Below are 14,910 nucleotides of genomic sequence, written 5' to 3'. Positions count from 1 at the left end.
GAAGCACCAGTATTAATTATTATGCTATGACACAATAATTAATTTTAGTGCTATAAGCAAGGTAAACGGTGTCATATTGCAAGGTAAACGGTGTCATATTGCAAGGTAAACGGTGTCATATTGCAAGGTAAACGGTGTCATATAAACCTTAAAAGCATTGTGAACAAAGGCTTTCAGCATATCTAAAAGCATTTAAAAACTTTAAAATAATTAAAAGCCCAAGGAGTGAAAAATTGCCCTTGGTTTTCGCTTCACTTCGTTCGCTCAAACTCTATTGAATCTCGCTTTCGCTCGATTCGTCGGGGCAATTTTTGGTTCATATTTTCGTGAATTTTAGAAAAAGCAAAAGCAACTCGGAATTCGCTTCGCTCATAAGCTTTTTTTTCTCGCTACGCTCGGTTTAGGAATCAAATTTGGAAAGTTCGCACCCATTCGGGATGCTCTGTAAAGCAGGTGATTGATGGATAGAGAGCTTGTAATCAGGGAAAGGGATAAGCAAATTTTTTCAGTTCGCTCGTAGACATTCGCTCTGTTTATCGACTCATGCCACGAGATTTCATTTTTGGCGCATGTTGCTTTGCTTTGAGCTGTTGTTCTTGTCTAAGTTTCATTTGTTGTTCTGCTTTGATCTCATCCACACATTTTTTAATGACTTGATAGGATGGGTATAGAGTCTGGTATTGCTTGGCTTTGGCCGGATGTTGTTGTTGGTACTGCTTCCAGGCATGTTCTTTGAACTTTTCATTCTCCAATAAATCCTTCACACCATGTTTTTTCTGGTGTTCATGCTGACCTTTCAGCTTTTTGTGTTCTTGGTAGATCTCATCACGTTGGGCTTCCCAGGCTTTTTTTCCAAACAGTAAGGGTTTGTTCTGGGTTAATTCGTTGTGTTGATCGACCAGGCTTTGCAATTTGTCATGACTTTGCTTGAGTCCACTTTTCACGATCTCCTGGGCAAGCTGCTGATTGAACTCGTTTTGATGTTTGTGGTGCTTGGTCAGGTTTATTTCGGCTTGTTTGAGATTGCACTGCATAAAATCCAGGTCTAAATTCGCGTCTTTTGCGCTGATTTCGCGTTTTAGCACTTTGCCAAGGGTTTCCCTCTGTTTTTCCTCAAACAGGGCTTTTTCGTCAATTGGTGGCGTTTTAGCGCTATTTTTGATTTGGATCTGCTGTTCTGTTTTCAGTGTGCTGAGTTTTATCTCATTTTCAGCAATTAGAACGCCCATATTTTTGTCGTATTGCAACTGAGCCTGATTTCTCTGTTTGATTTCATCATTGCTTCGGCTGATTTCGGTTTCGATGCCTCTTCTACGTAGTTCGGTGACTTTCGGTCCTTCGTGCAGGGTGGCTTCCAGGCCATTCTCCTGGTCTTTGTAGCTGCGGTGGTCGACCCGGGCTGTGGATCCGGCCAGATCCAGGTGCACATTGCAGATATCGGCAAAGTGTTCACGCCAGTGATCGATTTCTCCACTGTGTTTCTGATCGAGTTCCCGGGTTTTCTCTGTAAAACCTTCTGGCGTAAGTTTACGTGTGCTCATTAGGATATGGGCGTGATAATTGCGCTCATCACTGCCGGATCCGGTATGCGGTGCATGAATACAGGCATCGACTGCTACCTGATGTCTTTCCACGATGCTGGCACATAATTCTTCAAGCATGGCCAGACGTTGTTCCTGGTTCAGTTCACTTGGAAAGGCAATTTCAAATTCCCGGGCCACAGTCGAGTTTTTTCGGGTTTCCCGTTGTTCAACTTCGTTCCAGAGTTTTTCTCGATTTTTTAAATGCTGTGGTGCGCTTTCGGGTAAATAAATTTCTTTGTATTCCACACCAGTTTTTCGGCTGTAGTCATGTTCTCGGCCTTCACGTTCACAATAGATCTTTTCACCTGCCCGATAGGCAATCGCAGCAGTGGCGGAACGCCCTGCTGATCGTGCTACGGTTTTGACTGAAAAGTGGTAAATCGCCATGTCTATTTTTCGCTTTTAAATTTTCACGTAGTGAAATACAACCGTGAATACGGTTGTCGGGGTATTGGGGGAGACCCCAATCGGACTTGCAAACGAAGTTTGCATAAGTGCGCTCTTCGAGGAAAACATTACTATACATATAGCACCTTGAATGCATATTCAAGTGCGCTTATGTTAGGGATGGTTTCCCAGGATGATGGTATTGGATTAATGAGCGTTACTGAAACACTAGACAGCAAAATCAAGGCACAGGAAGAAAAGCTAAAGCAGTTAAAGGCTCAAAGACAGGCAGCACTGGCAAGAGAACGTGCCAAAGAGAAAGAACAGGCACGAAAGGACGATACCAGACGCAAAATTTTAATTGGATCCTGCATGCTAAAAATCACTGAAGAAGATGAACAAGCCAGAGCTAAACTAATTGCTCAGATGGATAAGTATTTGACAGATGAGCGTGACCGAAAGCTTTTTAATTTATAAATTTTGAGAGATGAGTAGTGGAAGATCCAACACTTAATGAGTTAATACGTAATACAGAATTATTTTTTGAACATCACTGGAATGTAGATCTATTAGGAACGCCTCCTGAATGGTCACCAGTACATTTTAATTTTGGGAAAATTCCTAATTACGATAAACAAGGTGTATATGCGTTTATCAAAGGGGATTTAGTGACTTATATCGGTGTTGGCACTTCTAGAGGTGCTGGCCGTTATCGTGGTAATGGCTTAAGCGCCAGGGTAATGAAATATTGCCGATGGAATGAAGATAAAACTGAATATATTGCGATAGATCCAAGATTAAAAGATGCTGGATCCATCATTACGATAGGCTTTGAACGTGATAGGGCTTATTTAGCAAATGCTCTAGAAATTTTTCTTATCTCTAAACTCCAACCTGTCCACAATGTGGTTAAAGTTGGTATGTAATTTCGCATAAGAGATTTTATGTTAAAGAAAATATTAAATAATATAATAAATAACTTATTGAATTTAATTAATTTTTAAAGAAAAAATATGGATTTTATAAGAAAAATTAATATTTATATCAAAAAACTTGATTATTTTTATTTTTACTGTATATTTAACTTAACTAGAAAAAAAGTCTTGTTTCGGTAAATCTTCCTTAAGTATCGCAGTTTTAGTCATAATCCTTCGTTTTTTAGATTTTAAGTCTCATTCTTTATTATTTTCAAAGTTATTAATCAGTCAATAAAATGACTAAAAAATTATTAAAAATTAGTAGGATATATTATGTCAAACTCAAATGTTGTTAAAGGTACTGTTAAGTGGTTTAACGAAACTAAAGGTTTTGGTTTCATTCAACAAGAATCAGGTCCAGACGTTTTTGCTCATTTCAGCGAAATCGCGAGTTCAGGTTTCAAGACCTTATTTGAAGGCCAGCAAGTTGAATTCAGTGTAGCTCAAGGTCAAAAAGGACCGAATGCTGTAAATATTGTTGCTATCTAAGTAATAATAAGCAGTAATAAAAAGCACTCATAAGTGCTTTTTTTAAGCTTTAAAATGTTTTCAAAATTGAAAAAATCTCTAAAAAATAGGATATAAGTTGTTAAAAGTAAATGATTTAATTGCAAAATCTAAAAATGGTACTGAAATTATTGTTTCATTAATTCCTCTACATAAAATGCAAAATACACGTCAAGGTTTAAAACAAATCGAAGTAGGTAAAAGAGTTCTACTGGAATCTGGAATCGAAGTTGATTTAAATTTGGATGGCCGTACATTTTACACTTCTCTAAATCAGCTATTTAAATTAAATCATAAAGTTGCTTAGCGATAAATTTTTAAACATCAATAATTTATGTGGGATTTCCACTGCAATTTTTTTAAGGAAATATATATGTTTAAACAGACTCTCAGCGTAAAAGACCAGTTTGGCGTTAAACACGCTATTCAAGCCACAGTGGATCATGAGTTTGCCAACACACAATCTCATTTGAATATAAAACATATCACCGTTGATGGTGAAGATATTCGACCTAGTTTTGAAATGCTTTTTCAAAGTACCTTAAGTGGAAAAATATTTAAAATCATCTAGAAATATAGTTTTTATAAAATCTATAGTCTGAATGAAATATCAGGACCTACTCGCTATCATGCGGGTTTTTTATACCTAATATTTATATTTGTAAGCCTTTGCTTATGCGAAACGAGAGTTCACAGCTCTCGTTTTTTTATTCTAAAACTGCTAAAATTCTTATACGCCATTGACGTACTTAAACCTATGTTATTCATTGAAACCAGTATTTTTACTAAGCAAATCAAAGAGCTTGTGAGTGATGAAGAGTATCGTCAGCTCCAGCAAGATCTCTTGGTACAGCCTGATAAGGGCGACTTAATCAAGAATGGTGGTGGAATTCGTAAAGTACGTTGTGCTCAGGGCAATAAAGGCAAAAGTGGCGGTATCCGTGTGATCTATTATTGGGTTACAGAAGATGATCAGATCTTTTTCCTGGTGGCTTATCCAAAGTCTGTGAAAGATAATCTGACAGACAAAGAAACCTCGATTCTACGTCAATTAGTAAAGGAGCAATTTCATGGATAACAACTTATTTGATGACCTGGTTGCTTCAATCAAAGAAGCTGGTGCCATCAAGCGTAAGGAGATAAAGGCAAGTCGAGTCACAGAGCTTGAATTACCGGATATTAAAGAAGTACGTGAGAAAACAGGCTTAACCCAGGCTGAATTTGCTGCACGTTTGCATATCAGCGCGAGAACCCTGCAAAACTGGGAACAAGGCCGTCGCTATCCGACTGGTCCTGCAGCGACTTTAATTCGTATTTTAGATGCTCATCCAACTTTAATTTAAGAAGTTTAGATAATAAAAAAGCCCGACATCCTGTCGGGCTTTTTCGTATTAGGTGTTTAGGTATAACTCCTGTCGTACCTCACGTCCTGGTGTTGCACTTATCATTATTGTTTTATGTGTTGGAACATCCTGTTCTCTATGTCCCCATCATAAGAAAATTCGCAGAGATGACATAGACGCAATGTTCCTTAATTCATGTCAGCCTGAGCGTACAACATTGCTCAAAACTTACCCCAAGGTTTATCCGCAAAAATTGTGGATTGTTTTTAGGCTGAAAGCCTTATAGAGTGTATGTGATTTTGGGTTTTGAGTGTTTTTTGAGCAAAAGTGTTGGCAAGAACTATCAAAACCGATCATAAAAAAGCCGACTTATTTCAAAATCGGCTTTTTGCGGTTTTTATGATCAGGATGAATTTTTTAAGTTATTGATTTAAATTTTAATATACAAGTGTACTTCGTATAAGGTGTATTATGTTAATTTTAGATTTACTAAAACTATTTTTTGAGAACTAGGCTGTTATGGGAACTGTAAAGCTCAAATCTTCTGATGAAGTTTTTCAATTAAAAATTAGTCTGCTAGGTAGTGATCCTGAAATCTGGAGAACTATTCAAATTTCATCGGCAGCTACTTTATCTAGGCTCCATAAGGCAATTCAATCTGCTTTTGATTGGGAAGATAGCCATTTACATGAATTCACGACTATTAAGCATGAAAAGATCAATAAAAGACAAAAATTGAAAGAAGTTCTACGTGTAGGTAAAAAAATTATATATACATATGATTTTGGCGATTGTTGGGAACATTTGATTACTGTAGAAAGCAGACAATCTCCTGATTTAAATAAAAAATATCCATGTTGTATAGATGGTCAAAATCATGCTCCATTTGAAGATATTGGAGGAATTTTTGGATATCTTGATATTTTAGATGCATTACAAGACCCCAAACATCCAAGATATGACGATTACATGCAAATTATCGAGGATGAAATAGGAGAGATAGAGTTTGATCCGACCTACTTTAATTCACATGATATTAAGTTTTAAACCTGATTTAACATAAGGGCTGTTATACGAATTCCCAAGGCATGGCTTTTAGTCATGCTTTTTTTATCAAAAGAGTATAGCTGAATGATAGCAAGCCAAATCGCATATAATACCTGTCATTAAACTTAGTAAAATAATTAAATGATAGTATTATCATTAACCTAATCGAATTAAGACTAAATGATAGAAATGAATACACGTATTTATCTACGAGCTTCAACTAAAGATCAAGATGCAAAAAGGGCTTTGCAGATTCTTCAGGATCTAAACCAAAACTTGAATTTGGGCGAAACCATTGTGTACGTGGAAAACTATAGTGGTACGAAGTTAGACCGACCTGAATTGAATAAGCTACTGTCAGAAGCAAATCAGGGTGACACCTTGTTAGTTGAAAGTATTGACCGCTTATCACGCCTAACCCAACGAGATTTTCAAGAGCTGAAGCGCAGGATCCAGGAAAAGGGACTTCGTTTAGTCGTAGCAGATCTTCCTACTACCTACCAAATGATTCAAGCCAGTGACAGCATTACTCATTCAATTCTGGAACTCATCAATAATATGTTGATTGATCTCCTGGCAACAATGGCTCGCCTGGACAATGAGAAACGTATAGAACGTATTAAGCAGGGCCTAGCGCGTTCAGGTTACAAGCCAACAGGTAAGAAGGCTAATGAGGCTAAACATAAACGAATAAAAGAACTGCTGGTGGCTGGCAATATGACTAAGGAAGAAATTGCAAAAGCAGTGAATTGTGGAGTTGCAACTGTCTATCGAGTTGCTAAAGTTATCTAAAAGCGGACATTTTTACTTTGGAGAAACCGGACATTTCTATTTTGGAGTTACAAAGATTGCTTCACATAAGAGATTTTATGTTAAATAACCCTCAACTGAGGGCTATTTTTAAGATTAAAAATTACATGCTTTTAACACATACGGATTTAATGCATTTGATATAGAATCATTAACAGTAAGTTTTGCAACCACACGATTATTTTTAATTACTATTGGCGGATTCAAAGAGTATTCATTAAATGGAGAATAGCTATTGTACTCATTTCCATATTTACTGTAGGTATTCCAAATAGAATTTGAAGAATATTCCCCACCATACTTACCATATTCGTTAAAAATAGAATCGCTGTCATAAGATGAAGATATTTTTCCTAAATATTTTTTCTCAGTATCAGAGGAAATAATGATAGCCCCTTCAATATAATCACAAAATTCTCTCAAATCAGATGCGTTACTTTGTAAACTGATTAATAAGCCAAGTGTTAGAGTTAGTTTTCTCACATTTATTCCTTAATAAAAAATTTATAAAATTAAATATCAATATAGAAATTGTATAAGATATTATTAAATTTAGTTATAGCTAAGAAGCTTGATACTTTTAATTCAAGGGGGAAAAATGAAATTTTTTTATTTATTACTTGGTTCTGCAATCTTAACCGGTTGTTCTACTGTAGGATACCAAACAGCTGGACATAACGGAAAATTATATTATCTACCCACGCAGTGTGAAAAATATTCATATTCCTATGATGATCCAGATACTCTTTACTGTTATCACAAGGGAATAGCAACTGGACAAGTTGTTACACCAGCAGATAGTCAGCAAGTTGAAAATTATTACAGACAACAAGAAGCTAATCGTCAAGCTTGGGCAAATCTGAATGAAAGTTTAAAAAATTCAGCACCTAAGACAACGAATACAAATTGTTATAATTATGGTTATGCTACAAATTGCACTTCAACCACTTATTAATCTGAATGTATTTCGAATTGAAAACTGTTTTGCTTAAATAGCATCTAATAGTTTTTTGAAGATTTCCTACAATTAACATAATACACCTTATACGAATGCAAAAATGGGAGCTATAAGCTCCCATTTTTAGTCTTTAATGCGCTTTTTAGCTTCGTCATAAACTATGCTATCAGCTCGTTTCCCGACTGTGATGAGCAAGATAACTACCTGATCATCTTTAACTTGATAGACAAGTCTGACACCAGCTTTTAATAATTTAATTTTATAGCAACCTGCAAGATCGCCTCTAAGCATATTCTTTGGAATATGTGGCTGCTCTATGACTTTGGCTAGTTTCTTCTTAAATTGATCTCGTATAGCAACAGGGAGTCTTTCCCATTCTGCTGTAAAGTCCTTGTGACGTAAAAGCTTATAAGTCATCTAATGTGACTTCCTCAAACATCTCTTTAGGGTCATTAATGCGCTTACGGACAAGAGCTAATAATTCTTCGTCTTCTTCTGAAAGCAAAGCTTTTTTGACAGGTAGTTTCCCAGTCGTAGCAACATACTCAAGAATACTAGTAAAGAAATCTGTAGGTGCAATACCTTGTTCTTTAAGGATGGAATAGGATTTTTCTTTAAGGGCTTCATCGACCCTGAAGTTAACAGTAGCCATCATATCTCCCAGTTATTTAATGTACTAGGAGTACTGTAATGCAAATTGCATTACAAGTCGACTTCGTATAACGGCCATTATGTTAAATGGATAGTTATTTGGTGGAAAATTTAAATTTTTAAAGAATCGAAATTGTGGTCTTAAACTTGCTTACTAAAAATATGAAAGAAATGAAGTAAATTAATTCTTATGTTGCAAAACTCTAAGCGTATTGGTTTTTTATTACTCGATAACTTTTCAATGATTGCTTTCTCAAACATGGTTGAAGTCTTGCGTATGGCTAATTATGTTACAGAAGACAATTTATACCAATGGAATGTAACAGGTTTAGATGGTCATCATAGCTGCGCAAGCAATGGTCTTCAAATACAACATACCTGTGTTTTGTCACATTTACTGAACATGGATATAGTTTTTATTTGTGGTGGTTTTCAACTTTATAAAAATATGACAGTACGCTTAAAGAATTTTTTATATAGGTTAGATCAACAAAAAATTGCTTTAGGTGGTTTATGTACAGGCGCTTATGTATTAGCGAAAGCCGATTTACTAAATGGCTTTCGTGCTAGTCTTCATTGGGAAAATACCTTAGCTGCACAAGAAGAATTTCCATTAGTACAGTTTACCCCACATATTTTTACCATTGATGCGAATCGTTTTACCTGTTCTGGTGGGCTTGCCGCGATTGATTTAGGCTTGGCACTTGTTGAAATACACTATCCAAATATTGCTAAAAGAATCTGTGAACAATTTATTGTTCATCAAGTACGTGAGAGCAATGAAATTCAACATCAACCCATTGCTGAACATAAGAAAAAACTTGATTTTCCGATTCAAGAAGTATTGCGCTTAATGGAAAATAATATTAATGAGCCTTTAACTATTGCTGAAATTGCACAGCATGTAAAAATTCAACCGCGTACTTTAGAGCGCTTGTTTAAAATGAATCTACAATTGGCCCCAAAAGAATATTATTTAAAACTAAGACTTACCTATGCACAGAATCTACTTAAACAGTCTACGTTAAACATTTCAAATATTGCTTTGGCATGTGGTTTTTGTAATGTATCTAGTTTTACTAAAGCCTATAAAGCTTTTTTTAACTATTCCCCCAAATTTGAACGTAACATCCTGGATTTTGCTCATTAGTGTTTTTTTAGTCTTGTCGGTTTTTGACAACTTTTTGACGCTTTTAGCAAAAATCTCTATTCATATTCTGCATAAGCTGAGGTGATTGGTTACATCACATTGATCTAGGCACATATATGAATACTTTAGTAAATAATTTTGCTGCTTCACAACTACCATCATTATTAACCATTGAAAATGGTGAAAAAGTTTCTGCAACATTTTCATTATCTGAATATCAAAATAGACAAAGCAAGTTACGCCAACTCATGGAAGAGCTAGAAATTGACCATATTCTATTTAGTTCAATCCATAACATTAACTATTATGCGGACTTTATATATTGTTCATTTGGGCGTTTCTACGGTCTGGTGGTTGGCCCAGAAAAAGTGGTGACAATTTCAGCAAATATTGATGCTGGGCAACCTTGGCGTCGTACGGTTGGTGACTATAACGTGGTTTATACCGACTGGCAGCGTGATAACTATTTTAAAGCGGTTGCACAAGAAATTCCAAATAAAGGCCGTGTAGGAATTGAGTTTGATCATTTACCTGTAGAACGTTTAAACAAGTTAAAAGCAGTTTTACCGAATGTGCAGTTTGTCGATATTAGTGCCGCATGCATGAAGCTACGCATGATTAAATCTGCTGAAGAAATTGCACATATCACCCAAGGTGCTGCAGTATGTGATATTGGTGGTTTTGCAGTGACTGCAGCGATTCGTGAAGGTGTGCCAGAGCATGAAGTAGCTTTAGCCTCTACTCAATCCATGGTACGCGAAATTGCCAAACGTTTTCCAAACTCTGAACTCATGGATACGTGGACTTGGTTTCAATCCGGCATTAATACGGATGGTGCACATAATCCTGTTACAACCCGCCAAGTCCAAAAAGGCGACATTTTAAGTTTAAACTGCTTTTCTATGATTGCTGGTTATTATACAGCTTTAGAGCGTACCCAATTCTTTGATCACTGTGATGACGCTTCATTACGTATTTGGGAAGCGAATGTCAAGGTGCATGAAGCTGGCTTAAAACTCATTCGCCCAGGTGCACGTTGCAGTGATATTGCTAAAGAGTTAAATGAAATTTTCTATGAAGAAGGTTTATTGCAGTACCGCACATTTGGTTATGGACATTCCTTTGGTGTGTTATCACATTATTACGGTCGTGAAGCTGGTTTAGAATTACGTGAAGATATTGATACGGTGATAGAACCAGGCATGGTGATTTCAATGGAACCTATGATTATGATTCCGCAAGGTATGGCTGGGGCTGGTGGTTACCGTGAACATGATATCTTGGTCGTTACAGAATCAGGAAATGAAAATATTACCAAATTTCCATATGGTCCAGAACATAACATTATCAAATAAAAAGATTTTAAATAGGCACTCTGAAAATGAGTGCCTATTTAATTAGGAGTAAATAGAATGAAAAACAACCATCAAATAGAGCAAAAAAATACGCTAAGGCGTGTTGCTAGCGCCAGTTTTATTGGTAATTTTGTAGAGTGGTTTGATTATGCTGCATATGGTTTTTTGGCAACAGTGATTGCAGTGGTTTTTTTTCCGAAAAGTGATCCTTTAACCGCATTAATGGCTACATATGCGATCTTTGCAATCTCATTTATTTTTCGTCCATTAGGGGGTATTTTTTGGGGACATGTTGGGGATAAATTTGGTCGAAAAAATGCACTATCTTGGTCGATTATATTAATGACACTGGCTACGCTATGTATTGCACTGTTACCAAATTATCAAAGTATCGGTATTTTTGCACCGATTATGTTACTAATATTCCGGATGATCCAAGGCTTCTCTGCTTCAGGTGAATATGCTGGTGCAGCAAATTTTCTTGCAGAATACGCCCCTAAGGAAAAAAGAGGACTTTATACCAGTTTAGTTCCTGCAAGTACTGCAACGGGTTTACTACTCGGCTCTTTAATGGCAGCGGCGATGTTCGCGTTCATGTCAGAGGAGTTTTTACACGAATATGGTTGGAGAATTCCATTTTTATTGGCAGCACCATTAGGTTTAATCGGGTATTATATCCGTGTAAAGTTAGAAGAAACTCCAGAGTTTTTAGAACATCAAAAAAATAGCAACAAAGAAAATTTTCCAATCAAAGCCTTATTTACCCAGTATCAACCAGCACTTTTTAAAGCATTTGCAGTTGCATCTTTAAATGCTACCGCGTTCTATCTTATTTTTAGTTATATGCCAAATTATTTAGCTACAGAGTTGGGTGTAAATAAAACGCAAGCCTTTATATCAGGGTCAATTTCATTGCTATTTTATATTGCTATAGTTTTTTTGATGGGCAAATATTCAGACCGAATTGGGCGTAAGAAAATGTTGCTTTGGGCAAGTCTAAGCTTTATCGCACTGACTGTACCCTTGTTTTACTTACTTTCAACCGCCAGTTTTGTTGAAATGGTAATCATTCAGCTCGTGTTTTGCACATTACTAGCAATGAACGATGGTAGCTTACCTGCATATTTAACAGAACAATTCCCTATACAAGTGCGCTATACCGGTTTTGCCTTTAGTTTTAATACTGCTAATGCACTGTTAGGTGGAACAGTTCCTTTCGTTGCAACCTGGTTAATTCAACAAACAGCTAATACCTTAGCACCTAGTGTCTTATTAGTTATAGTTGCAATTTTTGCAAGTATGGCTTTACTAGAAAGGAAATCACATCGTTTAATCAATGCTAAGGCTTAAAAGGAATAGGTTATGCTTTTAAATGCTCTCCCTGCACTCAATAGAAATATATCGACTTTAATTGGTCTTACAGCTGTCATATTTTGGAGTACAAATGTAGGCTTAATGCGGAGTGTTAGTGAGAGCTTTGGAGCTGTAGCTGGTGCTGCTCTAATTTACAGTGTCGCATCCATAATTTTAGTTTTCATGATTGGTATGCCTAAGTTTTCTACCATCCCAAAATCCTATTTATGGTGGGGAAGCCTTTTATTTGTTGCTTATGAATTATGTTTTGCCCTTTCTATTGGCTATGCGCAAAACAGTAGACAAGCAATCGAAGTTGGCATGATTAATTATCTATGGCCAACATTTACTCTACTATTCGCAATTATTTTTAACAACGTTAAGGCCAATATTTTAATTATTCCTGGCTGCATATTCGCTTTAGTTGGAATTTGTTGGGTATTAGGAGGAAATACTGGATTTGATTTTTTTCAGATATTGACTAATTTAAAAGCTAATCCTCTTAGTTATGGTTTAGCTTTTGCTGCTGCTATTTTGTGGGCTGCATATTGTTCTGTGACAGTAAAAACGTCTCAGGGTAAAAATCTAGTCACTATATTTTTTGCCCTGGTTGCAGTTGTACTATGGATAAAATACTTTTTCATGAGTGGGTCAGCTATTAATTTTACTTATGACAATACAGTCACTCTGATTATGGCGGCTGGTGCTTTAGGTTTGGGATATGGTGCTTGGAATATTGGAATTATTTCAGGGAACATGACATTAATGGCTGGCGCTTCTTATTTTACTCCTGTGTTATCTGCTTTTTTTGCGGCATTACTTCTAAGTACTTCCTTATCTTTCATCTTTTGGCAAGGTGTTGCAATGGTGACAACAGGAGCAGTCTTGTGTTGGTTAGCGACTCGAAAGCAATAAATTATTTAGAGGTTTTAAAATTAACATAATACACCTTATACGAAATGCGTTATAATTATCTATAGAAATCAATGCTGTAGTTTCTAGTTGATAGCCCATCTTCCCCAAGGTGGGTTTTTTTTATGATTTTTCACGTTCCACGCCTATTATTTGATCAATGTTTCACAACTTTGTTTAGGTTAATTGAATAATCAGGATGCCTGGTCTTTTTCTTTTTGGCGTTCATTCAGCTCTTTTTTGAGTGCCTTTTTATCCTGGTACGATGCAACCAGCATGATTGGGATTAACAGTGGGGCCACAATAATGCCCAGGGCAATGTCTTTCAATTTTGGCATGATCTCTCTCCCTTGATTGCTCAGTCATGATCAAACACAGCATTCAGCACACGGCCAAATAAGCCACGCTTTTTGTGTTGTGGCACTGCCACATTTTGCAACGTGGCATGCTGTAGCGTTTGGGTGTGGTATGCCGTAGTTTCTTGCTGTGGCACTGCCACATTTTCTGCAATATTGAATTCATTATTCTTTTTATTATCATTGTCTTGTTGTGTTGTCGCATGCTGTGGCATGTCGGTGTCGCATGCCGTAGCATCTTGTTGTGGTAATGCTGTGGCAGGTGCAACACTTTTCAGCTCAATGAGTGTTTGCATACGGTCAATTTGTTGCATTAACCGTTCTTCACGTTCTTGGTATTTTTTGACTTCATTTTCTAAATGGGCAATAAGTTTTTTTGTAGATTCATCACCTTCTTGCCTAGATGATTCAATTTTTTGAGATGTTTGCTCAGGTTCTCCAAAGCATCGGATGACCTCTGCTAGATCGAATTGTCCATCACTGGAGCGTGATAAACGTCCATTACGTACAGCTCTGTAAATGGTTGATCTATCCACATGGAATTTTTTAGATACTTCACTTAGTGATAACTTAGCCATTTACGGTGTCCTTTTTATTTGATGGCATATATCCCACTTTTTTTAGGTATGGGTATAGTTCTTTTATTCGGTCAGGGTCTTGCAGCATCTCAGCAATACGAACAGCAAATTGCGGATAGCTTTCAGTTCCCTGGGAATAACGACCCATTTCAGGAAGTTCAGAAAGTTTATTTGCAAACATATGGCGTTGTGCATCAGTCATCTTTGTAAAGAGATCTAACGTATTCGGATCTCTTTCTATCGGTGGGTTGTCCTTCTTTTTCTGTTTAAAAGTAAAAGAGAATCCTGAAATTGATCGACCTCTTTTGTGTTGCTCATACTTCACAGTGATATCTGTATGTTCGTTAATTTGTTTAATAGCAAGCTCAAGTACACTAGTTTTAAAGCGTTCCATACGCTTGTACTCTGTATCGAGTACGCCAATTCTTTGACGGAAATCACTTAGCTCTATAACAGGAGTAGAGCCAGTACTTCTCCAAGCAATTAATAATTCATATAAGCGAACAGCATAAGCACTGCTGAGATTACTAACTTGCTGCAATTCGTATTTAGTGAAATGCTCTTCTAAGCGTGTAATTAAGGGAACTATGGCTGGGGCAAAGATAAGTTTAACCACTGCTTCATTATCTACATATCCAATTTCACTAACCCAACGGGATCTATAGTTCTCAATATTCCCTCGTTCATTTATTTTTTGATAGCTAAATTGTCTTGCAAATAAATCATTACAGGCATCTTTTAATGCTTGATAAGCCGTATTGCGATGTACGCCAAATTGATTGATATAGCCTTCTGCATGTACTTCAAGGGGATCATTCGCATTAATACCTTTCCCGCTTTCTCTTGCCTCAACAATGGCCAATAAAATTAAACGTTGTTCTACTAAATCTAAGTTATAGCTTGCATTGATTAAGGCATTGTCTTTTACCACTAATTCTCTCAT

General features: G+C 36.5%; 21 protein-coding genes. 14 read left to right on the top strand and 7 right to left on the bottom strand.

Translation table 11 applies throughout. The features are described from left to right. Window positions 1-533: 533 nt before the first annotated feature. Window positions 534-1,970, bottom strand: a complete 1,437-nt coding sequence (gene mobQ / locus N7590_RS20095) for a MobQ family relaxase (protein ID WP_108496623.1) — start codon at window positions 1,968-1,970, stop codon at window positions 534-536. A 210-nt stretch (window positions 1,971-2,180) separates the two neighbouring features. On the opposite strand from mobQ, the gene N7590_RS20090 reads away from it, so the two are divergent. The 9 genes from N7590_RS20090 to N7590_RS20050 all read left to right on the top strand — a co-directional run bounded on the left by N7590_RS20090 (window position 2,181) and on the right by N7590_RS20050 (window position 6,636). Continuing rightward, the gene (locus tag N7590_RS20090) at window positions 2,181-2,447 is read left to right on the top strand and encodes a hypothetical protein (RefSeq protein ID WP_006581723.1); all 267 of its coding nucleotides are present in this window, start codon (window positions 2,181-2,183) and stop codon (window positions 2,445-2,447) included. Between the two features lie 17 nt (window positions 2,448-2,464). Beyond that, window positions 2,465-2,896, top strand: a complete 432-nt coding sequence (locus tag N7590_RS20085; protein ID WP_000390052.1) for a hypothetical protein — start codon at window positions 2,465-2,467, stop codon at window positions 2,894-2,896. 324 nt (window positions 2,897-3,220) lie between these two features. Beyond that, on the top strand, window positions 3,221-3,436 hold the full coding sequence (locus tag N7590_RS20080) for a cold-shock protein (protein ID WP_000071892.1): 216 nt from the start codon (window positions 3,221-3,223) through the stop codon (window positions 3,434-3,436). A 97-nt stretch (window positions 3,437-3,533) separates the two neighbouring features. Further along, complete coding sequence (locus N7590_RS20075) at window positions 3,534-3,761, top strand: hypothetical protein (RefSeq protein WP_000921865.1); 228 nt, start codon at window positions 3,534-3,536, stop codon at window positions 3,759-3,761. A gap of 66 nt (window positions 3,762-3,827) precedes the next feature. Beyond that, a complete protein-coding gene (locus tag N7590_RS20070) occupies window positions 3,828-4,025 on the top strand; it encodes a hypothetical protein (protein ID WP_000476222.1) in 198 nt (65 codons plus the stop codon). 186 nt (window positions 4,026-4,211) lie between these two features. Next, window positions 4,212-4,532: a type II toxin-antitoxin system RelE/ParE family toxin gene (locus tag N7590_RS20065; protein ID WP_000897309.1), complete on the top strand. Its 321-nt coding sequence runs from the start codon at window positions 4,212-4,214 to the stop codon at window positions 4,530-4,532. After that, window positions 4,525-4,797: a NadS family protein gene (gene nadS, locus N7590_RS20060; protein ID WP_000369780.1), complete on the top strand. Its 273-nt coding sequence runs from the start codon at window positions 4,525-4,527 to the stop codon at window positions 4,795-4,797. The genes N7590_RS20065 and nadS overlap by 8 nt, the downstream gene beginning before the upstream one ends. 519 nt (window positions 4,798-5,316) lie before the next feature. Further along, complete coding sequence (locus N7590_RS20055; RefSeq protein ID WP_000537572.1) at window positions 5,317-5,844, top strand: plasmid pRiA4b ORF-3 family protein; 528 nt, start codon at window positions 5,317-5,319, stop codon at window positions 5,842-5,844. A 180-nt stretch (window positions 5,845-6,024) separates the two neighbouring features. Beyond that, window positions 6,025-6,636, top strand: coding sequence for a recombinase family protein (locus N7590_RS20050; RefSeq protein ID WP_000571899.1), 612 nt, complete (start codon window positions 6,025-6,027; stop codon window positions 6,634-6,636). 114 nt (window positions 6,637-6,750) lie between these two features. On the opposite strand, the gene N7590_RS20045 is transcribed toward N7590_RS20050, so the two are convergent. Then, window positions 6,751-7,137, bottom strand: a complete 387-nt coding sequence (locus tag N7590_RS20045) for a hypothetical protein (RefSeq protein WP_008942575.1) — start codon at window positions 7,135-7,137, stop codon at window positions 6,751-6,753. Between the two features lie 115 nt (window positions 7,138-7,252). Between N7590_RS20045 and N7590_RS20040 the strand changes: the two genes are divergently transcribed. Further along, window positions 7,253-7,609 (top strand): hypothetical protein, encoded by a 357-nt coding sequence (locus tag N7590_RS20040; RefSeq protein ID WP_008942574.1) that lies wholly within the window; start codon window positions 7,253-7,255, stop codon window positions 7,607-7,609. A gap of 126 nt (window positions 7,610-7,735) precedes the next feature. Here N7590_RS20040 and N7590_RS20035 read toward each other — a convergent pair whose 3' ends face one another. Together N7590_RS20035 and N7590_RS20030 are read right to left on the bottom strand one after the other, a co-directional pair. Next, window positions 7,736-8,029: a type II toxin-antitoxin system RelE/ParE family toxin gene (locus tag N7590_RS20035; protein ID WP_038349496.1), complete on the bottom strand. Its 294-nt coding sequence runs from the start codon at window positions 8,027-8,029 to the stop codon at window positions 7,736-7,738. Continuing rightward, window positions 8,019-8,264: a type II toxin-antitoxin system RelB/DinJ family antitoxin gene (locus tag N7590_RS20030; protein WP_000246756.1), complete on the bottom strand. Its 246-nt coding sequence runs from the start codon at window positions 8,262-8,264 to the stop codon at window positions 8,019-8,021. Before N7590_RS20030 ends, N7590_RS20035 begins: the two co-directional genes overlap by 11 nt. Window positions 8,265-8,453: 189 nt before the next feature. Between N7590_RS20030 and N7590_RS20025 the strand changes: the two genes are divergently transcribed. The 4 genes from N7590_RS20025 to yddG all read left to right on the top strand — a co-directional run bounded on the left by N7590_RS20025 (window position 8,454) and on the right by yddG (window position 13,036). After that, window positions 8,454-9,413 (top strand): GlxA family transcriptional regulator, encoded by a 960-nt coding sequence (locus tag N7590_RS20025; protein WP_000941153.1) that lies wholly within the window; start codon window positions 8,454-8,456, stop codon window positions 9,411-9,413. A 116-nt stretch (window positions 9,414-9,529) separates the two neighbouring features. After that, a complete protein-coding gene (locus N7590_RS20020) occupies window positions 9,530-10,768 on the top strand; it encodes a M24 family metallopeptidase (protein ID WP_001094922.1) in 1,239 nt (412 codons plus the stop codon). Between the two features lie 57 nt (window positions 10,769-10,825). Further along, on the top strand, window positions 10,826-12,118 hold the full coding sequence (locus N7590_RS20015; RefSeq protein WP_058972194.1) for an MFS transporter: 1,293 nt from the start codon (window positions 10,826-10,828) through the stop codon (window positions 12,116-12,118). Window positions 12,119-12,130: 12 nt separating this feature from the next. Further along, window positions 12,131-13,036, top strand: coding sequence for an aromatic amino acid DMT transporter YddG (yddG, locus tag N7590_RS20010; RefSeq protein WP_058972195.1), 906 nt, complete (start codon window positions 12,131-12,133; stop codon window positions 13,034-13,036). A gap of 191 nt (window positions 13,037-13,227) precedes the next feature. Here yddG and N7590_RS20005 read toward each other — a convergent pair whose 3' ends face one another. The 3 genes from N7590_RS20005 to repM form a co-directional block, all read right to left on the bottom strand. Beyond that, window positions 13,228-13,371 (bottom strand): hypothetical protein, encoded by a 144-nt coding sequence (locus N7590_RS20005; protein WP_004786602.1) that lies wholly within the window; start codon window positions 13,369-13,371, stop codon window positions 13,228-13,230. Window positions 13,372-13,391: 20 nt separating this feature from the next. Next, a complete protein-coding gene (locus N7590_RS20000; protein ID WP_017725651.1) occupies window positions 13,392-13,967 on the bottom strand; it encodes a plasmid replication DNA-binding protein in 576 nt (191 codons plus the stop codon). Further along, on the bottom strand, window positions 13,960-14,910 hold a 951-nt coding region (gene repM, locus N7590_RS19995), incomplete at its 5' end, for a replication initiation protein RepM (protein ID WP_001208778.1). The genes N7590_RS20000 and repM, both read right to left, overlap by 8 nt.

The organism is Stenotrophomonas sp. GD04024 (genome assembly GCF_029837545.1).
GTDB lineage: Bacteria > Pseudomonadota > Gammaproteobacteria > Xanthomonadales > Xanthomonadaceae > Stenotrophomonas > Stenotrophomonas forensis.
This window is presented reverse-complemented; position numbering and strand designations above follow the sequence as displayed.